The 22,367-nt window shown below is 43.6% G+C and carries 18 protein-coding genes; 9 read left to right on the forward strand and 9 right to left on the reverse strand.

Annotated features, from left to right (window positions below):
- Positions 1-11: 11 nt before the first annotated feature.
- The 6 genes from KZA12_RS05165 (at position 12) to KZA12_RS05190 (ending at position 6,637) form a co-directional block, all read left to right on the forward strand.
- Positions 12-926 (forward strand): ABC transporter permease, encoded by a 915-nt coding sequence (locus tag KZA12_RS05165; RefSeq protein ID WP_218689469.1) that lies wholly within the window; start codon positions 12-14, stop codon positions 924-926.
- Positions 926-1,999 carry an ABC transporter ATP-binding protein gene (locus tag KZA12_RS05170; RefSeq protein ID WP_201622743.1) on the forward strand — a complete coding sequence of 358 codons (1,074 nt, stop codon included), beginning with the start codon at positions 926-928 and terminating at the stop codon, positions 1,997-1,999. Before KZA12_RS05165 ends, KZA12_RS05170 begins: the two co-directional genes overlap by 1 nt.
- Entirely contained in the window at positions 1,996-2,967 is a 972-nt protein-coding gene (locus KZA12_RS05175; protein WP_218689470.1) for a peptide ABC transporter ATP-binding protein, read from the forward strand. The genes KZA12_RS05170 and KZA12_RS05175 overlap by 4 nt, the downstream gene beginning before the upstream one ends.
- 416 nt (positions 2,968-3,383) lie before the next feature.
- Positions 3,384-4,235 (forward strand): HAD hydrolase family protein, encoded by an 852-nt coding sequence (locus KZA12_RS05180; RefSeq protein WP_218689471.1) that lies wholly within the window; start codon positions 3,384-3,386, stop codon positions 4,233-4,235.
- A 17-nt stretch (positions 4,236-4,252) separates the two neighbouring features.
- Positions 4,253-5,461, forward strand: a complete 1,209-nt coding sequence (locus KZA12_RS05185; protein WP_218689472.1) for a cysteine protease StiP domain-containing protein — start codon at positions 4,253-4,255, stop codon at positions 5,459-5,461.
- Positions 5,462-5,560: 99 nt separating this feature from the next.
- Complete coding sequence (locus KZA12_RS05190; protein ID WP_227677198.1) at positions 5,561-6,637, forward strand: HpcH/HpaI aldolase/citrate lyase family protein; 1,077 nt, start codon at positions 5,561-5,563, stop codon at positions 6,635-6,637.
- A 92-nt stretch (positions 6,638-6,729) separates the two neighbouring features.
- On the opposite strand, the gene KZA12_RS05195 is transcribed toward KZA12_RS05190, so the two are convergent.
- Positions 6,730-7,542 carry an alpha/beta fold hydrolase gene (locus tag KZA12_RS05195; protein WP_201622747.1) on the reverse strand — a complete coding sequence of 271 codons (813 nt, stop codon included), beginning with the start codon at positions 7,540-7,542 and terminating at the stop codon, positions 6,730-6,732.
- A gap of 524 nt (positions 7,543-8,066) precedes the next feature.
- Here KZA12_RS05195 and KZA12_RS05200 point away from each other — a divergent pair.
- Positions 8,067-8,864: an enoyl-CoA hydratase/isomerase family protein gene (locus KZA12_RS05200; protein WP_218689473.1), complete on the forward strand. Its 798-nt coding sequence runs from the start codon at positions 8,067-8,069 to the stop codon at positions 8,862-8,864.
- 82 nt (positions 8,865-8,946) lie between these two features.
- On the opposite strand, the gene KZA12_RS05205 is transcribed toward KZA12_RS05200, so the two are convergent.
- On the reverse strand, positions 8,947-9,870 hold the full coding sequence (locus tag KZA12_RS05205) for a toll/interleukin-1 receptor domain-containing protein (RefSeq protein WP_218689474.1): 924 nt from the start codon (positions 9,868-9,870) through the stop codon (positions 8,947-8,949).
- 144 nt (positions 9,871-10,014) lie between these two features.
- On the reverse strand, positions 10,015-12,618 hold the full coding sequence (gene acnB / locus KZA12_RS05210) for a bifunctional aconitate hydratase 2/2-methylisocitrate dehydratase (RefSeq protein WP_218689589.1): 2,604 nt from the start codon (positions 12,616-12,618) through the stop codon (positions 10,015-10,017).
- Between the two features lie 686 nt (positions 12,619-13,304).
- On the opposite strand from acnB, the gene lipA reads away from it, so the two are divergent.
- Together lipA and KZA12_RS05220 are read left to right on the forward strand one after the other, a co-directional pair.
- Positions 13,305-14,351, forward strand: coding sequence for a lipoyl synthase (lipA, locus tag KZA12_RS05215; protein WP_201622753.1), 1,047 nt, complete (start codon positions 13,305-13,307; stop codon positions 14,349-14,351).
- A 276-nt stretch (positions 14,352-14,627) separates the two neighbouring features.
- On the forward strand, positions 14,628-15,101 hold the full coding sequence (locus tag KZA12_RS05220; RefSeq protein WP_218689475.1) for a GFA family protein: 474 nt from the start codon (positions 14,628-14,630) through the stop codon (positions 15,099-15,101).
- A 253-nt stretch (positions 15,102-15,354) separates the two neighbouring features.
- Here the strand turns inward: KZA12_RS05220 and KZA12_RS05225 are convergent, their stop codons facing one another.
- From KZA12_RS05225 to KZA12_RS05250, 6 genes are all read right to left on the reverse strand, one after another.
- Positions 15,355-16,572, reverse strand: a complete 1,218-nt coding sequence (locus KZA12_RS05225; RefSeq protein ID WP_218689476.1) for an ABC transporter substrate-binding protein — start codon at positions 16,570-16,572, stop codon at positions 15,355-15,357.
- Between the two features lie 25 nt (positions 16,573-16,597).
- Positions 16,598-18,499 carry a long-chain fatty acid--CoA ligase gene (locus tag KZA12_RS05230; protein WP_218689477.1) on the reverse strand — a complete coding sequence of 634 codons (1,902 nt, stop codon included), beginning with the start codon at positions 18,497-18,499 and terminating at the stop codon, positions 16,598-16,600.
- Positions 18,500-18,596: 97 nt separating this feature from the next.
- Positions 18,597-19,358: an ABC transporter ATP-binding protein gene (locus KZA12_RS05235; RefSeq protein ID WP_373416587.1), complete on the reverse strand. Its 762-nt coding sequence runs from the start codon at positions 19,356-19,358 to the stop codon at positions 18,597-18,599.
- A gap of 68 nt (positions 19,359-19,426) precedes the next feature.
- Positions 19,427-20,194 (reverse strand): ABC transporter ATP-binding protein, encoded by a 768-nt coding sequence (locus KZA12_RS05240; protein WP_201622758.1) that lies wholly within the window; start codon positions 20,192-20,194, stop codon positions 19,427-19,429.
- The gene (locus KZA12_RS05245) at positions 20,191-21,288 is read right to left on the reverse strand and encodes a branched-chain amino acid ABC transporter permease (RefSeq protein ID WP_201622759.1); all 1,098 of its coding nucleotides are present in this window, start codon (positions 21,286-21,288) and stop codon (positions 20,191-20,193) included. Before KZA12_RS05245 ends, KZA12_RS05240 begins: the two co-directional genes overlap by 4 nt.
- Before the next feature lie 151 nt (positions 21,289-21,439).
- Complete coding sequence (locus tag KZA12_RS05250) at positions 21,440-22,318, reverse strand: branched-chain amino acid ABC transporter permease (protein ID WP_201622760.1); 879 nt, start codon at positions 22,316-22,318, stop codon at positions 21,440-21,442.
- Positions 22,319-22,367 lie beyond the last annotated feature (49 nt).

The following is a 22,367-nucleotide window of genomic DNA, read 5'->3' on the forward strand; positions in this document are numbered from 1 at the left end:
AGGAATATCCAATGAAGCCTTCTGTAATTCCTTCCGATGTTGCGCAGGTTGCCCCTAAACCGCCAACTTCTTGGCAGCTGTTTTTATACACCTTTTGTCGAAACAAAGGCGCCGTACTGGGTTTTATCGTTTTAATGCTGATGGTCATCATCGCCATATTAGCCCCTACCATTGCGCCTTATGACCCGTATGAATTATTTACCGGTAAAGAGCAGCTACCGCCATCCTTCTTTAGTGGTGGTGATTCGATGTTCTTTTTGGGCACCGATGATGCTGGTCGTGACACCCTCTCACGCGTTATGCACGGCGCACGTTATTCGCTATTTATTGGTATCAGTGCTACCTCTATCGCTATGATTGTCGGGGTATCTTTAGGACTAAGTGCTGCCTTTTGGCCCAAGGTTTGGGGCAAAGCGGTCATGCTAGTGAATGATATTTTGATGTCTTATCCAAGCCTATTGCTTGCCATCATTATTGCCGCTATCTTAGGGCCGTCAATGACTAATACCATTATTACTATTGCCCTAGTATGTACACCGCCTTTTATCAGGTTGACTCGTGCTACAGCCATGGTTGAGCTACAACGTGAGTATTTTATCGCCTCAAAAGTTATGGGTGCAGGCGTATTAAGGCTGTTATTTATTACTATACTACCCAACTGTATGGCGCCCTTAATCGTCCAAGCTACTATGATTTTCTCTACTGCTATTTTGGAAGCGGGTGCGATTGGTTTCTTAGGTTTCGGTGTGCAACCACCTGATGCTGAGTGGGGTGCCATGCTAGGTACTGCTCGCCAATATATCCAAAGCAATGTTTGGTTAGCGATTTGGCCGGGTATAGCGATTTTCTTAGCTGCTTTGTCTATCAATCTAACGGGCGACGGTCTACGTGATGCCTTAGATCCAAAATTGAAGCAGGTGTCTTAATGAACGATTCTCAAGTAAATAGCTTTGACGTAAATAGCTCAGTGAATACCCTTGCCACCAATAACTCACTACTGCTCGATATTGAGCATCTATCGGTTACTTTTGGCGAAGGAGCACGAGCTTTTCGTGCGGTCGATGACGTCTCTTTAAAAATAAAACAAGGAGAGGTCATTGCGGTTGTTGGTGAATCTGGCTCTGGTAAATCAGTCACTATGATGGCGCTGATGGGATTATTGCCCTCTTCTGCTACTGTGGTTGCTGATCGACTGAACTTTGATGGCAAAGAGCTGTTAACCATGCCAGCAAAACAAAAGCGCAAGATTATTGGCAAAGATATTTCGATGATATTTCAGAACGCCATGTCATGCCTTAATCCAAGCTTTACCATCGAGATGCAAATGGGCGAAGTATTAACCACCCATCTTGGCTTGCGCGGAGCTGCGGTAAGACAGCGTCTTTTAGAATTATTAGAGCTGGTTGAAATGCCAGATGCTAAGAACCGTCTGCGTGTCTATCCGCATCAACTCTCAGGTGGTATGAGTCAGCGAGTGATGATTGCAATGGCGCTGGCTTGTGAGCCGAAATTGCTTATCGCTGATGAGCCGACAACCGCTCTCGATGTGACGGTTCAGGCTCAAATTATGGATTTGCTCGGTCGCCTGCAGCGTGAAAAGCAAATGGCCATGGTGCTTATCACTCATGACTTGGGCTTAGTGGCGCAGAACTCTCGTGATGTCGCCGTTATGTATGCCGGTCAAGTGGTCGAGACTAGCACCGTGCCAGAAATATTCCAAAAACCTGCCCATCCTTATACCGAGGCGCTACTACAAGCTATTCCTGAGCTGGCAGTTGGACAAGATAGATTGAACAGCTTACCGGGTGTGGTTCCTAGTCAATATGATCGTCCAACAGGGTGCTTACTTTCGCCACGTTGCCCCTATAAAGAGCCCGCCTGTGAGGTGCCGCCCCCTATTTTAAAAACCCCAAATGGCGAGGTCCGCTGTATTCACGCCACCCTTCCTGAACATCCTACTCGGACTGCTCAAACGGCAACTCTGGAGTCTGAAATATGAGTCATAAAATCGTTTTAAAGGCCGACAACCTACATAAACACTATGAGGTGTCTCTAGGATTAGGAAAAGGTAAAGCCTTCGTCAAGGCGTTGAACGGCATCTCATTTGAGTTAGAGGCAGGGAAAACCCTAGCGGTTGTCGGTGAGTCGGGCTGTGGCAAGTCTACTTTAGCGCGCCAGCTTACTTTGATAGAGCAGCCGACCGGTGGCGAGCTATTTATTAATAATGAGGCAACTACCAGTTACAGCAGAAGTGCGCTTAAAAACTTGCGTACTGAGATTCAAATGGTGTTCCAAAACCCTTATGGCAGTCTCAACCCACGCCATACTATTGGTTTTCAGCTGACCGAACCGTTAGACATTCATACTACGCTGAGCAAAGAAGAAAAACGCAGCAAAGTGCATGCCATGATGAAGCATGTTGGTTTACGTCCTGAGCATACTGGTCGCTATCCGCATATGTTTTCTGGTGGTCAGCGCCAGCGTATTGCTCTTGCCCGCGCCATGATGCTCAACCCTAAAATTGTGGTCGCTGATGAACCAACATCAGCCCTTGACGTCTCTATTCAGGCGCAAGTACTGAATTTATTTATGGACTTGCAAGATGAGTATCGCACCGCCTATGTTTTTATCTCGCATAACCTCTCGGTCGTACGCCATGTAGCCGATGATGTGATGGTGATGTATTTAGGTAAGGCGGTCGAGCATGGTGCTAAAGATGCTATTTACGATGATCCCAAACACCCTTATACCATCGCTTTACTCTCGGCAGCACCCTCAGTGACCGGACATAAAAAACAGCTGACCCTACAAGGCGAGTTGCCTAGCCCTCTTAACCCGCCAAGTGGCTGTGCGCTTCATAAACGCTGTCCTTATGCTAAGCCTATCTGTAGCGAAATCGAGCCTGAGCTGCGTGAGTGGCAAGGACGCTTAGTCTCTTGTTTACGACTAGAAGAGATATATGGATAATTAGGTGCTGACTCTATAATGATCAGCCCTACCAGCTTAATGCCGTTCTATTATTTGAATAATCAAACTTCAATAAGCTCAGAATATTTACAAGCTAAATCTTCTGAGCTTATCAAATCAATAGCCCTACTCAGCTCTAACTCGTTTTTATAACGCGTCCCTTCATTTTTTATTCCTTCAAACTTATCTACCCAACCCCAAATGGATTCAATCCACTCCTGTTATCATACTTTTCCTTTTTTATTAGCGATTTATTCTGACCTTTTTTATGATTATCGTTATACTGTCTGAACTTGGCTAAAGCATGCTAGATAGCTAATTAACAACTCTAACAATCAGCGCTTTATATCCATTAAATATTTGTATATAAGCCCTATCTAAACAGCCCTGCTATTATTCTATTTTTGGAAAACCTAATGACCTTCCCATTTTTCCAACCTAGTGCAAACCTCATCAAACCTTATGCGCTAATGGATTTGGACGATACTCTATTTCAGACCCAGCGTAAAATTGACGCTTGGGATTTAGCGACCGGTGAAACCGAAAACTTAATTTGTGCCAGTGTAAATAAACAAGGCCAGCCCTTGAGCTTTATGACTCAGCGCCAAGCGGCGTTTTTTAATTGGCTGCTTGTTAGCACTGAATTGATAGTAGTCACTGCGCGTGATAGATCGGAGATACAACGAGTCAAACTGCCTTTTGACAGTTGGCAAGTATTGACTCATGGCGCGATAATACTAAGCCCAGATAATAAATTACTGGCGGCTTGGCAACAGCATATGTATCAGCAGCTCACACCACTACAAGATAAGCTCAACCAGCTAAGCGAAGTGTTTGCTAATCACAGTAAAGGGGCTAACAGTCAGTTAGTGTTTACGCCGCATAGCGATACTTTTGATAGTGGTAAGATTAGTTATAATGGTACTAATAAGCGCAAGTTAACCATTTATTTAGCTATTAAACATGCGCAAAAAGACCATCAAGTATTAGTAGATTTGGCCGATAAATTACCGTTATTAATACGGGATTTTGATCAGCACTTTTATGTCCATGTCAACGCTAATAACTTAGCGATACTCCCGCATGTTATTCATAAACGTCATGCGGTACAGTTCCTGCTAGAACACCATTTAGACAGTCAGCGCCCCAGTTTTGGCTTTGGTGATAGTTTGGCAGATCTCCCATTTCTGCAATTACTAGACTGGTACGGTATGCCCAACCATGGGCAGCTACATTCAGAGCTACAATCAGCATCAACCTCTCAATAACAGGCGTGGCCATCATAATGAATAAAGATAACCTTGCTATCTCTCCAGTGGATCAAGCTACAAAAATAGCTCAGTTAGCTCGTTATGGCTCAGGGAGTTATCTTGCCAGCGATGTCATTGTCCTGTTAGATATCGTCAATAAAGAAGCCATTGCCAATGTGCCAGTCAGCCAAAAAGAAGCCTTAATTCAAAACGGTCAACGCCATTACTCAGATATGTTAACTTTGGAGAGCGCTCCAACTGCGATGCACGAGCAGCTATACGCTCAAGCATTGACGCAAGGCACCCAGCGCACTGCTACTGATATCGCTAACTTAGCCTATTCTTTACATGATATTTTTTATCAAAGCATCACTAATAAAAACCCGTTAGTCTTAATCAGCTTAGTGCGTGCCGGCTTGCCAGTAGGGGTATTATTACAACGTGCTCTAGCCGACACGAATAGTGCTTACAATCTGCCTAGCGTGCATTATGGTATCAGCATCATTCGTGATCGTGGCCTTGATCCTGTAGCCCTAAAAATGCTGCTGGAGGCTTATCCGAATAGTCCTATAGTATTTGTCGATGGCTGGACGGGTAAAGGGGCTATCTATCAAGAGCTAGCGAGTAGCCTTGCGTCATTTAATCATCCTACTGATATGAATTTTGCTAACTTTTTTCATCAAGGTCTAAGTGTTGTGCCGCTATTGACTCTGGCTGATCCTGCTGGTGTGGCTTGGCTAGCAGCCAGTACCGATGACTGGTTAATTCCCTCCGGACTGTTAAACAGTACTGTGTCAGGGCTTATATCACGTAGCTTATATACTGAGCCACAATACGGGCTACATCGCAGTATATTTTATGATAACTTAGTAGAAGTTGATCATAGTCTAGCTTTCATTGATCATATTGACATGGCAAGACAACAGCTGACGGTATTACCAGTGGCTTTAGCTACCTTTGGACAGCCACGCTATCAGACCGCAGCGTTAATTGATGAGCTGGCAATAAAATATGACATTAGCAATCGCAATCGTATTAAACCGACTATTGCCGAGGCAACAAGAGCGATATTGCGCCGTGATCCTGAGTGTGTTTTGCTAGCGACAGCCGACCATCCTGATACCTTATTATTAAGACATTTATGTGCTCAGCGAGATATTAATATTGAGGTATTAGGTGTTAAAATACTTCCTTATCAGGCTATTACCTTAATCAAGCAACGTAATACAACCGCAGATAATTAGTAGTTTAAATCACTATTTTAAACCTGCTATTTATAGTATTGCTATGGTCAATATCTGTTAATTACATTCACTTCTTTATCACTATTTACGACGTTAATTATGCCCGATATGACAACAAACGAGTCCAGCCTTTATAATTATACTCAGTCTTATGCCAATCTCATTACCGATCGGCATGCGCTGGTCAAGCCGCACACCCATCATCCTTACCAGTTGGGTGCTAGTCTCTACATGCCTGCTACGCGACAAGATATCTGGCAAGTTATCAAGCGTGACAAACTCTCGACGATCAACAGTATTATTATCTGTTTAGAAGATGCGGTTAGTCATAGCGACATAGAGTTAGCATTGATACGTTTACAAGCGCTGTTAGATACTTGGGCGGCGCATGTTGATATGATCAATGAGCCTTCAAGACAAGCTGTTGATCAGATAGAGCCGCAATCAAAGCAGCCTACCCGACCCTTAGTATTTGTGCGCCCACGCAACCCAATGATGCTACAGAAATTAGCAGATTTTAGGCATATTGGATTGCTCGATGGGTTTGTATTACCTAAAGTCGATATGTATAGCCTATCTAATTGGCGTATGGCTTGTCAAAATCTAGATACCGACCAACTGTTGATGCCGACTCTAGAGACCGCGGCCCTTTTTGATCCGCATCACAACCAAGAGTTGGCCATCGGTTTTAAAGAAGCCTTTAGTCAGCCGGTATTTGCCTTACGTATCGGTGGTAACGACTTATTTGCAGCCCTACGTTTGCGCCGTCCAAAGAACAGTATCATCTATGATACTCCAATTGGTACTTTAGCTTATCAGCTGCTCGGCTGTTTTGTGCCTCATGGGTTTTATCTGTCAGCGCCAGTCTTTGAGTACTTAGACCAGCCGACACTATTTATGCAAGAGTTAACTCGTGACGTGGGCTTAGGATTAGTCGGCAAAACTGTTATTCATCCTAGTCAAATTGCTCTAGTGCAACAAGCCTACTGTGTGCCTGCTAGCATGTTAGATGAAGCGCAAGCCATACTCCATAGCGAGGCCAAAGCGGTATTTAAATACAATAATACTATGCTAGAGCCAGCAACTCATCGTGCATGGGCGACTGAAGTTGTCAATCGTGCTGAAGTTTTTGGTACTATTAATGATGGTAATAGTGACTATAAGCCCTTGCTGTAAGCTTATAATATAAGCCTTAAATAGTAAAAAAGCCGTTATCATAAATTTGATAACGGCTTTTTAACAGCTAATTTATAGCCTAACTGCTACCACTAAAGGCAGCTACCCAAGAATTTGCTAATTAGATTATTCACTTGCTGAGGTTGTTCTACAGTCGCCGTGTGCCCCGCGCCTTTCACTACGGCCAGCTTTGACCCTGCTATAGCAAAATGTATACGCTCAGCTTTAGGATAAGGGGTCGCCATATCTTCATCACCGACTATAATGAGCGTTGGTGTGTTAATCTTACCCAGCTGCTGATAAACACCTGCACGCTCAATCACCCCTTTGGTGGCTTTAGTTGCGCCAATCTTATGATTGCCCTCTAGCATTTTTTGCCATTGTTTATATTGCGACCGACGTGATTTATCTGTCAAAAAAGTGCTACCAAACATGATAGGCATTATCTTTTTGCTGACAGGCTTCATACCTAACCAGCGCATAGCGGTCATTAACTTAGCGTATTTAGGGATATTATCAGGGTCTTCAGCATCGCCCGAGGTCTCTAATAGAACTAATGATAATAAGCGCTCAGGATGAGTAATAGCGATACGCTGACCTACAAATCCGCCCATCGATAAACCAACAAAATTACACTTCTGTATGGCCAACGCATCCATCAAGGCAATAACGTCATCAGTTAGCGAGTCCATATCATAGCCGTCTTTGGTAATCTGCGACTGACCTTGCCCCCGGAAGTCAAAAGCAATACAGCGATAGTTCTTTTTAAAATAGGCAACTTGCTCGTCATACATTCGCGTACTCCACAGTAGTCCGTGAGCGAATATTATGACAGGCTTATGCCGCTGGTCAGGCGCGCTATCTTCATAATATATATTGGCATTATTAAGCTGAATATGAGGCATAACCACTTCCTTGTAGGCAATAGTAACTTTAATAAGTTCGATTGATTTGCTGACTAATTTTAAATGTCAGCTGATCGGTTAATATAGTCAATCCTATTTACAACTAGTAAATCGCCAGCTACTGATATAAATTTTCTGTCTAAAAGTGAAGATATGACTAAGGCTCGTGCAAACTTATACTAATGACTCTGCAGCAACTCTTGCGTGGACTGACTATAAACTAAATTTCAATGTTTTTATCATAGAATATAATGCATTGATTTAATAGTATTATTACTTAGCCATTAGGATAACCAAACTTATAGCTTCAGTGCTTACAAACGACTTTTTACCATTAACCCTGAAGTGTACAAAACCCAGCCTGCAATGAAGCCACTTATCAGACCTGTATCTAGGTATCTATGCATTTGGCATCTACGCATAGTCTCAGCGCTCATAGAACCTGCTTTTATAAGTCATCCAAACTGCTATAGTAATGAGCATCTAATGATTTATTACCACAAACTACAATAAGGATAAAACCCATGTCGCAGCCTTCAGTTGATTATCAAGTTAACGATCATATCGCCACTATTACTATGAATGATCCAAAGACTTTAAATGCTTTTAGTACTACCCTTAAGAACGCTATGATGGAGGCCCTTAACAAGGCCGATACTGATGAGCAAGTACGAGTGATTGTATTGCAAGGCGCTGGTGGTAACTTCTCAAGTGGTGGGCATATTGGTGAGATGCTTGAGAACGGTATGGAAGGTGGCGCCTTATCTGACAAGCTTAACTTTATGGTTGGCGAAGTTGCTGAAATTAGTTTGAAACTGCGCGCTATCCATAAGCCGATTATTGCCAAGTTAGCAGGTGCGGTCGCAGGCGCAGGTATGAACTTAGCGCTGACTTGTGACTTCCGTGTTGCGGCTGATAATGCCAAATTCGTGCAGGCATTTGTGAATATTGGTCTAGTACCCGATGCTGGTGGGATTTATTTATTGACTCAATTAATTGGCGTAGCTAAGACCACTGAAATGGTGATGCTTGGCGACAAATTGACTAGCGAAGATATGGCAAGATTAAACTTAGTGAATCAAGTGGTCAGCAGCGATGAATTAGATGCAAGCGTGCAAGCATTGGCAACTCGTTTAAGCAATCTGCCTGGCAAGGCGCTAGCCTCTATGAAGCATATGATTAATACTCACAGCTTTATGGGACTAAATGAAGCACTGGATATGGAAGTCGATCAGCAAACCATGCTCGCCAAAACGGATGACTTTAAGGAAGGCATTACGGCATTTATGGAAAAGCGTAAGCCGATTTATGTGGGTAGGTAGCCAAATCATTTTATCGCTCACTTTTATGAGCGATAAAACGAGCGATAAGATTAATTAAGTAGCTAGAAATAAAGAAAGTTAACTAAAAAGCTGATTTCTTATTTTGATTGATTTTATATTCAAATGATACAGATGATCTTTCTGCTCCATGATTTCTTGCTTTTATATCACCAAGTTTAATAACAGCAAAAAACCCACTTCGGTTTACTAAAGTAATAAACTCCCCTGTTTTAGGTGTTCTCGAACTAGAGGTGTAATCAAGTACTGATGCATCAGTTATATCAGAAAAAGAGCTAGCGCCATAGGCCAAGGCTACGCCCTCTATATTTGATGGAGCATTATAAATATGTATTGCTCCATTGCTTGCACTAGAAAAGTAGAGTTCAAATTGCATACTACCTGCGCCAATTATGTAGCGACCGTCATTGTTTTCGTAATCAAAATCGACTTTATCACTGAAATTTGGGTTTAAATATTGACTTACACTTATACTAGTCATACGTGCTATTGGACTTTCAGAATTTTCAAATGGATTACTACCTAGTGCTGGTCGAGCCTTAGTAGACTCACCGTGTATTTCTTTTATCAATTCAATATACTTTTTTTCGTAATCATCTTTATTACGAAAATCTATGTAATTTTTTGACTGAAGAAATACTGGTGTAACTTTAGATGCATCATTATTTTTTATAAGAGGTATTATTTTTTCAGAATTTATATTACTCATTAATTCTGACGTCAAAATCATTTTTTCATAGCCAACACCGCCAGAACCTGTATTTGCTTTAGAAACATATGTTTCTGTACAAACACATATCACTCGATCTACTTCAGTTAATCCACGTTCCATAAAAAATGGTAGATCGCCACCTAACCTTACATCCCATTGATCTAAAATTATATCTACGCCGTTTTTCATTAATCTTGTGGCAAGATTCAACACCCATTCTTTGTGAAGATCATTATCGTGAGAATATGAGATAAAACACTTTGGAGCTAAACTCATATATTTTCCTTTTAATGTAATAGTTCGTAGAATAGTACAATATTTAAATATATTTTTCGTATTATCAAGCATTATACTCAATAAAAAACCCCGCATCATAAAGATACGGGGTTTATTTTAATCATTAACTTTCAAACCTAAAGCTTAGCTCAATTGAGCAACGCTAATTTTATCAGCTTCTTCGGTATACTCTGACATACGGTCGAAGTTCATGTATTTATACACTTCATCGCCCATGCTGTTCAGCATACCAGCATATTGCTGATATTCGTCATTGGTTGGTAGTTTACCTAGTACCGCAGCAACCGCCGCTACTTCAGCAGACGCTAGATAGACGTCAGCACCTTGACCTAAACGGTTCGGGAAGTTACGAGTTGAAGTCGAAACCGCTGTAGAGTTTGGGGCGATACGCGCTTGGTTACCCATACATAGTGAACAACCTGGCATCTCAGTACGAGCACCGGCTTGCGCATAGATATTGTAATAACCTTCTTCCATCAATTGACGCGCATCCATTTTGGTTGGCGGCGCAATCCATAGACGAGTTTGCAAGCTACCTGCTGGGACATCTTTTAGCAATTTACCAGCAGCGCGGAAGTGACCAATGTTGGTCATACATGACCCAATGAATACTTCATCAATAGTATCACCAGCGACATCACCTAAAGTCTTAGCATCATCTGGATCGTTCGGGCAGCAAAGTATCGGCTCTTTGATTTCAGACATATCAATAGTCATATCGATTGCGTATTCTGCATCTTCATCAGCACGCATCAGGCTTGGATTAGCAAGCCATTCTTGCATTTGCTCAATACGGCGGCTGATAGTACGTGCATCGCCATAACCTTCTGAAATCATCCACTGAAGTAAGGTGATATTCGACGTTAGATACTCAGTCACTGACGCTTCAGATAGAGTGATGGTGCAACCAGCAGCACTACGCTCAGCTGAGGCATCAGACAATTCAAACGCTTGCTCAGCAGTTAAGTCTTCTAGACCTTCAATTTCAAGAATACGACCGTTAAACTCGTTGATTTTGCCCTTCTTATCAACGGTTAATAGACCTTCTTTAATCGCTTGGTAAGGGATGGCATGAACTAAGTCACGTAACGTGATACCAGGTTGACGCTCGCCAACGAAGCGTACACGAACCGATTCAGGCATATCAAGCGGCATAACACCAGTCGCAGCAGCAAAGGCGACTAAACCAGAACCTGCTGGGAATGAGATACCAATTGGGAAACGAGTATGCGAGTCACCACCAGTACCAACGGTATCTGGAAGTAACATACGGTTCAACCATGAGTGAATAATACCATCGCCTGGACGTAAGCTGACGCCGCCACGGTTCATGATAAAATCAGGAAGCGTATGCTGAGTTTCGACATCGACCGGCTTCGGATAAGCCGCGGTATGACAAAAAGACTGCAATACTAGATCGGCTTGGAAACCTAAACAAGCTAAGTCTTTTAGCTCATCACGGGTCATCGGACCAGTAGTATCTTGACTGCCTACAGTAGTAATTTTTGGTTCGCAGTACATACCAGGGCGCACGCCTACTAGACCACAAGCTTTACCAACCATTTTTTGCGCTAGTGTAAAGCCTTTGCCAGTATCAGTTGGCTCTTCTGGCTTAGCAAATACGTCTGAATGACCCAAACCCATGTATTCACGGGCACGGTTAGTCAAACCACGACCAACGATTAATGGAATACGACCACCGGCACGAACTTCGTCAAGCAAAGTTGGCGAGTTTAGCTTAAAGGTTGATAGTACTTCATCAGAATCATGCTTAGTGATTTTGCCATCATACGGATAGATGTCAAACACATCGCCCATATTTAGATTGTCAACTGCTACTTTTTCGATTGGTAATGCGCCAGAGTCTTCCATAGTATTAAAGAAAATAGGTGCGATATTATTACCTAGTACTAGACCGCCGCCACGTTTGTTTGGCACGTTAGGGATATCATCGCCCATCAACCATAGTACCGAGTTGGTCGCAGATTTACGGCTAGAACCGGTACCTACAACGTCACCAACATAGGCAAGTGGATGACCTTTTTCTTTTAGCGCTTCGATCTGTTTCATAGACCCAACAACGCCCTCTTCGTCAGCAACAATGCCATCGCGAGAGTTTTTATGCATAGCTAAAGCATGTAATGGGATATCAGGACGGCTCCACGCATCTTGCGCCGGAGACAAGTCATCAGTGTTGGTTTCGCCACTAACTTTAAAAGTAGTATAAGTAGATTTTTTTGGTACTTCTGCACGAGATAAGAACCATTCAGCATCCGCCCAAGACTGCACCACTTCTTTAGCAATAGCATTGCCAGCTTCTGCTTTTTCAGTCACGTCATTGAACGCGTCAAACACTAGCAAAGTTTTCTTTAAAGCTTCAGCAGCGTCTTGCGCCAATTCTTTATCATCCAAAGCCGCAACTAGGGGCTGGACGTTATAACCCCCTTGCATAGTACCTAAGATTTGTACTGCCTTTTGCTTGCTGACTAATGAAGACTCAGCTTCACCTTTTACGATAGCGGCTAAAAACGCAGCTTTAACATAAGCGGCTTGATCAACACCAGGGGGAATACGGTTTTCTAACAAGTCCATTAAGAACTCGCCTTCGCCTGCAGGTGGGTTTTTAAGTAATTCAACCAAATCTACTACTTGTTGCTCACTAAGTGGTAAAGGTACAATTCCTAACTCGGCACGTTCTGCGACATGTTTACGATAAGCTTCTAACACAATAGTCATCCTCGTCATTAATTATCAGCGCAGCACGTGGGTAGTCAGAATGACTGCCTGCGCTGGCACGCTAAATGGGATATTTATGGCTGTTAATATAGCTTAAAACGTCCAAAATGTTAATGACCAAAGCGTAAACAGCTAGGTATAGCCAACATTTATTAACGAAATGGGAGGTATTTTCTACTATGGATGGCTTTTAATAAACTTTAGGTTATCAATAGTGATAAATAAAACCAATATAGATATTAAGTTAATTTTGCCGTGTTTTTTGCAAGTATTTCTGTTAAATTAAACGCTACGCCTAAAGTGCACTTTAATCTCAATGGTTGTCACTCAAGTCGCTTATATTCAATATAATAATTCTTTAGCTTTATCCTAGTAACCACTCGCCTCCATGTCTGTATCTCAGAGTCATAAATGAGTACAACTGAGCGCCGCATCGCAACTAAATCTTATAACTCATTAATAGCTATTTATTCTAATATCTAAACCGTATTTCAGTTTATTTTTCCTCTATTCTGTCACGATACAAAGATGATAAAAATAGTTATTTTTGCTATAATTGGGTCATTCAAAACACTCGTTATCAATGAATAATCACTGTCGTCAAATAATAAATTAAACCCTTATCCTGTAACAATTTGGATTATGAAGGTTTAGGATCATAAGGGTTAGGAAGAACTATGAGCTCATTAGCCGTACAAACGCACGTCCCTGCTGCCAGAGTCAAACCCAAGAAAGCCATCCAAGGCGAAAAATTACGTGGCTACGATAAAGTTGCGCGTATCCCAATTAAAGTGATCCCGACTGTCGAGGCCAAGAAAAAGCCAGACTGGATCCGGGTTAAACTCTCATCCCCTGCCGAAGTAGCTCGTATTAAAGCCACTTTGCGTGAGCAAAAGCTATTTACCGTTTGTGAAGAAGCTGCCTGCCCAAACTTAGCACAGTGCTTCTCTGATGGTACGGCTACCTTTATGATTATGGGTGACATTTGTACTCGTCGCTGCCCATTCTGTGACGTCGGTCATGGTCGCCCTAATCAGCTAGATGCTGATGAGCCACGCCATACTGCCGAAACCATCTTAGGTCTTAAGCTAAAGTATGCGGTTATCACCTCAGTTGATCGTGATGATCTAAAAGATGGTGGCGCTGCTCACTTTGTTGAAGTACTTAATGAGGCAAGAGCACTTAGCCCGAATTGCTTAATTGAAATCTTAGTTCCTGATTTCCGTGGTCGTATGGATATCGCTTTAGACCTACTCACAGAAACAGCGCCAGATGTGTTTAACCATAATATTGAAACGGTGCCCCGTCTTTATAAAGCTTTCCGCCCCGGCTCTGATTATCAGCATTCTTTAGACTTGCTAAAAATTTATAAAGAACGTCGTCCTGATATCGCTACTAAATGTGGCTTTATGGTGGGCTTAGGCGAGACTGAAGAAGAGATTTATACTTTACTTGACGATCTAAAAGCGCATAACGTTGATATGATTACTGTGGGCCAGTACTTACAGCCTAGTAAGAACCACGCGCCAGTCGATCGCTATGTACATCCAGATGAGTTCCAGCGTTATATGGATTACGGCAAAAAAATTGGCTTCTTTAACATTTGGGCGGGTCCTATGGTACGTTCAAGCTACTTTGCCGACCGTCAGTATTATGGTGAAGATTGCCCAGCTCCTATCCGTAGCAAAAAAGCCCTTATTGCTGAAGGCAAATTGGGCTGCTAGAATTTTATTTCTTACACAGTTTATAAAATAGGAGACCTGCTATAGGTCTCCTTTTTTTATAAACGCTCTACTAATACCTTGGCTTTTTTCTAGCCGAAAATCTAGTAACGTAGCATCGAAACTTAGATTAGTATCTTTGGCTTTCATAGGATACATTCTATGCGCCAAACGTGGGTCATCCTCTAATTATTGGGGCGTGAGCCTATCATACGCCTGAGATGATGCTATATTTAAGCATAATAAATGTAGATAAACTTTGTTATTAAGGACTGACCGATGAGCAATGAATTTACCCCACAGGAAGGCTCTTGCGCCTGTCAAAGCAACACTTATACTATCAACAATCAGCCTGTTGGCCGCTTTATCTGCCACTGTACTATCTGTCAAGAGTTCACCGGTCAAGCTTATAACGATGTGACGGTTTTACTAAAGTCAGATGTCAGTGATCTAAACCTAATAAGAACCAAATTTCGCCGTTGGAAACTGCCACCGAATATTAGCCGTGGTCTATGTACTCGCTGCGATAAACCCAGTATAGAGATGGGATTAGCTGGCAATCTTATCTTAGTGCCTACTACTAACTACCCTGATGTAGCGGCGCTACCTGAACCTACTATGCATCTATTTTATAATCGTCGTGTTGAAGACATGGACGATGACTTACCCAAATACAATGGCTTTGTACAAAGTCAGGCGATGCTAATAAAGGCGCTGGCTAAAGGTTTATATAGCAGAGTAGCTAGACGTTAGTAGCTAAAGATAGTTACTAAAAAAGATCAGCTTAAGTGACCTCTGTTTTCACTATGACTATTCATGACCGCTTAGCCAGACCAAAGCCTGCGCTAAGGATTGTCATGTAAAGCCGGTTAAGATGCCCTAAGTTTGCTCACAATTTAAACGCATAAACCCTTGTCATTAATAACGGCAAGGGTTTATGGTCAGTCGATTTCATTGAGTGCTGGATTATCAGCCGTTAAGTAGACGAACTGGTCCTCAATATTGATTACTCGATAATTTTTGCTACGGTTTGCCATTGACTGTCGACAACCTGCGACAGATAGGCTTGCGTTACGGCAGCATGGTTATCAGCGCTCATACCGATATGGGCATTGATCACATCATCATCGATATTAACGGTTTCGATGCCTTTGGCTAACGAGTCGGCATTAAGAGTAGGGCCAGCAGCTTCTAAGCCTTCGACTAATATTTTAGCACCCAGATAACCAATCGCTGCGCCTGTATTTGGCTCTTCTCCATTGGCTTTTTTGTAGTTAGCAATCCATTCTGCTGTCTTAGGATTGGCTTTTAAGATGTCTAGATCTTCCCATAGTGAGACGGCATAGAGACCTTCAGTAATACCGCCTGGCGCACCGGATACTGCCGAATGAAAGCTGGATATAGGAACAATAAATTTCGCCTCATCCCAACCCATTGATTTGGCAGTGGCAACGACGCCAATACTGGGTCTAACCGTTAGAGCAACGGCAACCAATCCACAATCGGCTTCACGCATTTTTGCCAAGGTACCGGACATGTCGGTTTCGTCGGGGCGATGGGTAGATACTTCAACCAGCTCTAGTGTGTTGATCTCTGCGGCCAACTCTTTGGCTGCTTGATGAGTCTCTTCTCCAAAATCTGATGGAAAGTACATAGTACACAATTTGGTCACATTTTCTTTTTCGATAATGTATTTCATGCCTGCTTTCATGGTTTGATAATAGGTCGAGCCGATGGTAAAGCGCCGTGAGAAATCGCCTTCTGTCTGCATTGGCATGGCCAAGCTTAAGGGAATCACATTGGGAACATTGTTATTATCTAACACCGGAAAAGCCGCCATGTTGTGGGCAGTACCGACGTTTAGTAACATGGCAAAGACTTTGTCGCGAGTGACCAATTTGTTGGCTGCTTGGACTGCCTTGGGAACTTGGTAGGCATGGTCTTCGACAATATATCTAATCTTGCGGCCGTGAACGCCACCCGCTGCATTGACTGTTTCAAAATACTGGTTGGCAGCTGCGACGGCAGGGACAGAAAAAGCCGCAAAGGGACCGGATAAATCTAGCATGCCGCCGATTAAGACTTCGTCATCGGTGACGCCATTAACCGGTAGGCTGGTCGTAGCTGCATCGCCCTCCGCTGTATTGGCAGGGTCGCCTTCGACCGGGTTTTGTGAACAGCCTGCTAATAGCATGGCTAGGGTCAGGGTGAAAATCCGTTTCATGTGTTGCTCCTATGGCAAACGCCGATTAATACATTGAGTCGATTAAAGCGTGATGCTTTTGTTCGACGAGACTACGTTTAAGTTTCATGGTAGCGGTCAGTTCTTCGTCTTCTGCTCCTAACAAGACATCAATTAAGCGAAAGTATTTGATCTGTTCGACTGAGGCGAACTGTTTATTAACATCGTTAACCACCTGTTCAATCAGCTTAAGCACTTTAGGGGCTTGGCATAGTGATTTAAAATCAGAAAAGTTCACTTGATGATTTTGGGCGTATTTTTCGACATTGTCTTGATCAATCATGATCAAACAAGTCAGGTATTTGCGTTGGTTGCCGATTACTACAGCATCACCAATATAAGGAGAAAATTTTAGCTGGCTCTCGATGGCAGCTGGGGTGATATTTTTGCCACCAGCGGTAATAATAATGTCTTTAATACGGCCTGTAATATACAGGTAGCCATCACGTAACTCGCCGACGTCACCAGTATGCAGCCAGCCATCCTTTAGATCTTCGGCGGTTTTTTCGGGTAGATTTAAATAACCAAAAAATATGCTATCGGCTTGGCATAAGATTTCGCCATTATCGGCAATACGCACTTGGGTATTGGGCACTGGCTTTCCGACACTACCCACCCGCATCTCTTGTCCCGTATTGACCGAGATCACTCCAGCGCTTTCGGTCATACCATAGCCTTCATAAATGGTGACCCCGATCGCTTGATACCACTGTAATAGCTCGGGCGATATAGGCGCAGCACCAGTCAAAGCCCGCCGGATATTGTTCATACCGATCAGCTTGCGCAGGTTACGCAGTACCAACAGATCCCAAAATTTAAGCTGTAGGCGGTTAATCAGGCTGGGACGGGGACTATTGTTATTGGCATGACCACTGATAATGGCTTGATCAAACATCCATTGGCTAAAACCGCCTGCATCAGCCCGCAAGTTAATTACGCTGGCATAGATCTTTTCCCAAAATCGAGGTACGGCAGTAAAGGTATCCGGCGAAATCTCACATAGATTATCAAACACGGTTTCTATACTTTCGGCAAAATTAACATAGCAGCCATGATGAATAGGCATATCGACTGACACCAAACGTTCTAACATATGACACAAGGGCAAAAAACACAGTTGTTCATCATCAGAATGGACGTCTAGTACCGGCTGTAGGTTTTGCAGTTGGGCCAATATATTGCGCTGGGTAATCATGGCCCCTTTTGGGTTACCAGTGGTACCAGAGGTATAGATCAGGGTGCGTATGTCTTCAGGTTGGGTGGCTGCAATGGCAGCAGCAAAACGGGTGGCTGCGTCTGGTGCTGCCATGCCTAGCGTATACAAATCATCTAAAAATAGGATGTCATCATCGACCAAATCACGCAGGCCTTTTTTATCAAAAACAATGACCTTCGCTATATGAGGCAGTTGCTGGCGCACTGACAAAAACTTGTGCAATTGCTCATCATTTTCGACAATTAAAAAGCGCGATTGACTGTCACTTAGTAAGTAGACCAGTTGGCTGGCACTGTCTGTGGTATAGATGCCATTGGCAATCGCTCCAATGCCATTAATGGCCATGTCACAATATAGCCATTCTTTATTATCTTCGCTTAGGATCGATACGGTATCGCCCGCTTGACAGCCCAGCTCTACCAGCCCCATGGCGATATCTTGCGCTCGCTGATAATAATCTAGCCAGCTATAGCTTTGCCAGATACCCAGCTGTTTTTCACGGTGGGCAATTTTGCTATCCCACTTCAAGCAGTTTTGTCGCCACAACTTAACTAAGGTGTCACAGCCATCGATCAAGATCGGCGCTGCCTGATGGCTGGCATTAGCGACAGGTTGATCTTGGCGCACGTCTACTGTTGGATTAAAATGTGTGGCCGCCTTCGGTGTTGGCCTTGTTGCATTATTGGTATTCATCGTTGCTTGACCTTTGGTTTACTGACCTGATTGTCGCTTGCTATCGCCTGTCCATAGGCTGGGTAAACTTGCCATATACGGCTGTCTTTTATCGGTTTTAACGCCATGTCTTTTTGCGCTTCCAACGCATCGGCGCTTCAGTTTTTTTGTCAGACTGGCCCAAATAAAACTCTTTAATATCCTCTGATTCAATAAGGTTTGCTGCCGAGTCAGCCATCACAATGCGGCCAGTTTCAAGCACATAACCATAGTCGGCAGCACCTAAGGCTATACGGGCATTCTGTTCGACCAGTAAAATAGTAACGCCCTGCTCGATATTTAGTCTGCGAATAATCGCAAAGATCTCTTGTACCAATAGGGGCGATAATCCAAGTGATGGCTCGTCTAGCAACATAAGATCAGGACGAGACATCAATCCTCGTCCAATTGCCAGCATCTGTTGTTGCCCGCCTGACATGGTGCCCGCACTCTGATTACGGCGTTCTTTTAAAATTGGAAAATAGGTATAAACCATCTCGATATCACGGGCAATCTCTGCTTTATCTTTGCGGATATAAGCCCCCATTGCGAGGTTTTCAGCGATAGTTAAAAACGGAAACACCTCTCGGCCTTCGGGTACATGTGCCAATCCCTGTCGCACTAATCTATCGGCTTCAATGCCATCAATGCGGTTGCCACGTAGCCATATCTCGCCCTTGCGGGGTTTTAGTGCCCCAGAGATAGTCTTCATTAAGGTGGTTTTTCCCGCCCCATTTGCGCCTAAAATTGTGACGATTTTGCCTTTAGGCACCTCGATGGAGACGCCCCGCAGGGCCATGACTGGCCCATAAAATGCTTCTAAGTTATGCAGTTCTAGCAAATTATCGGGATTAGACGCAGCTGAACCAGCTGAATCGTTTTTCTTTGTGCGTTCTAACAGTGTCGTCGTCATACGGCTTCCTTGCCTAGATAGGCCTCGATCACAGCAGGGTTAGATTGCACCTCAGCTGGCGTACCCATTGCCAATGACTTGCCCTCGGCAACAGCCAATACCCGATTGGATACCCTGTTCACCAAGCTCATGTCATGCTCGACCATCAAAATTGTTAGACCTAAGTCTTTTTGCATGTCTTCGATCCACCATGCCATATCGGCGGTCTCCTCCACACTCAGGCCAGAAGCCGGTTCATCTAATAAAATTAATTTTGGTTCGCACGATAAGGCTCGGGCAATTTCGACCACTTTACGAATACCGTAAGGCAAGGCTGCGATCAGCTTATCTCGATAAGGGGCCAAATCTAAAAAATCAATCACCGCCTCTACTTTGCGGCGATGTTCCCGTTCGCTTTGCCGCACACTGGGTAAAAACAACAACTCTTGCAGCCAATGGGTGGTGCGTTTGCAACTACGACCAATCAGCAAGTTTTGTAGCACAGTCGAGTGATCAAACAGTTCAATGTTTTGAAAAGTGCGTGCAATGCCATGTTTGGCAATATCATGGGCCGGTGCATGGGTCAGGTCATGACCATCAAAATGAATCGTGCCCGAATCGGCTTCATACAAACGACTGATCAGATTAAAAATAGTCGACTTGCCTGCCCCATTGGGCCCGACAATGGTAAATACCTCGCCCTCTTCTACTGTAAAACTGACTTGGTCGACCGCCTTGACGCCACCAAAAGCGATAGACAGCGACTCTACTTGTAATAAGCTCATTGCATCCGCTCCGTTTTCAGATAGGTCTTCGAGCGACGGAACATACCCTTACGATACAGTGGAAACAGCTCTAACCAAGTGCGTACCTTAACCCACATACCATACAATCCACGCGGCTCATAAATAATCATAATGACAATAACCAAGGCAAATAAGGCGGTATCGATACCCGGATAATTGGCGATCGAGATACCCATATTTTGACTCATAAAGTCGCCACCGATGGCAATCACTTGCGGTAGCAATACCACTACAATCGCCCCTAAGATCGCCCCGTGAATCGAGCCTAAGCCCCCAACCACTACCTGTAATAACAAAGTAATCGATATCAAAACTAAAAAACTTTCATAGTTAACTGCTTGGACAAAGTGGGCGTATAATGCCCCGGCCATCCCTGTAATGGCACAGGACAATCCAAAGGCTAGCGTTTTAAAACGGGTCACATTAATACCCAACGCCCGTGCTGATACCTCGCTATCACGGATGGCGACAAACGCCCTACCCGTCGACGAGCGTAAAATATTTAAGTAAGCGACAATCACTAGAATTAAAATAGCCAAACACAAAAAATAGAACGCCGTTGGGGCAACATAGCGGTCAACTTGATAGCCAAAGATAAAGATAGGCGCTGCTGTTAGACCCGCCACGCCCCCTGTAATCGGCTCGGCCAAGATCGCCACATCCTCGATGATGATACTTAACACCAAGGTGGCGATCGACAGGTAAATGCCGCTGGTGCGCAGAATCGGCCGAGAGATAATAGCCCCTATCAATCCTGTGATAATGGCACTAGCTGCTAGGGCCAAGAAAAAGTTACAACCTCGTAGCATCAAGGCTAAGTTGGTAAATGCACCAATGGCCATAAACGCCGCATGACCCAAACTAACCTGTCCGGTATGGCCAGTTAACAGCATCAAACCTAGCCCTGCTACCGACCAGATTAAGACCGCACTTAGCTCATTTAAATAGTAACTGGCCAATAGCCATGGGGCGGCTAACAATAAAAGTAGTAATAACGCATATTTGATCAAATGCGATCGGTCTTTAAACAGGTTGATATCCTGATCGTAGCTACGTTTAAATATGGTTTTCATGATGCGGCCTCGTCCTTGATCTCTATATCCTTAATGCTTGGTACTTATATACTTGGTACTTATATAAATAAGCATTATCTAAATATAAATGTGATCTAAATGTTCTCTCTCTATCAATCAGCGCAGATGCGACGTACCTCAATTAATGTGGCTATACTTTTTTCTGTTTGACTTGCGAAAAGATACCGCCAGGACGCAAAATTAATATGATTAGCATCAATACATACGGGGCCAGTTGCCCGGTACCTGACGGTAAATAACGTGAGGCAAATGGTTCGATAATGCCAATCAACAAGCCACCTACTAAGGCACCCGGCAACGATCCTAAGCCCCCAATAACGGCTGCCGAAAATGCCTTAATGCCGAATAACAGCCCAACCGACGGTTCTACCGCTCCCTTGGCGGCAAATAATATCCCAGCGATTGCCGCAACCACGCCTGATAAAGCCCAGACTATGCCATTCACCCGCTTTACCGAAATGCCCATATAATAGGCCGCCATCTGATTTTGACTACTAGCTTGCATCGCAATCCCGAGACGAGTATGCGCAAAGAAAAAATAGATCATGGCGGTTAACAAGGTAGTGGCAAAGATAATCACCACATCAATGATAGGCACGTTGATAGTGCCCAATGGCAACATTTTGCCAGTGAAGGGGGTTTCAAGATAAATGGGATTGTGTCCCCAGATCACGCCAGCGACAAAACGAATTAAAAAGCCTAAAGCGATGGTCAGAATAACCATCGCAAATTGGGGTTGGCCAAAAATACCTCTTAGTACAAAACGGTCTAATAGATAACCAAATAACCCCATTAAAATGGCGGCTAAGGTTAACCCCACTAAAAAGGGCAGATTGGCTTCATCGGCGTTAATAAACGTGATGCCCAACATCGCCCCAAACATTAACATATCGCCCTGAGCAAAGTTGACTGCTTCTGACGCTTTGTAAATTAATACAAAACCTAGCGCCAACAGCCCGTATATGCAGCCGTTAGCTGTACCGCTAATGAGCAGTTGTAAAACGTCCATGTGTTTCCTCTAATAAGCCAAGTGTCATCCATGACACTGTTAAAAATTA

Origin of the sequence: Psychrobacter sp. BF1 (assembly GCF_019279065.1) — a bacterium.
GTDB classification, from domain to species: domain Bacteria; phylum Pseudomonadota; class Gammaproteobacteria; order Pseudomonadales; family Moraxellaceae; genus Psychrobacter; species Psychrobacter urativorans.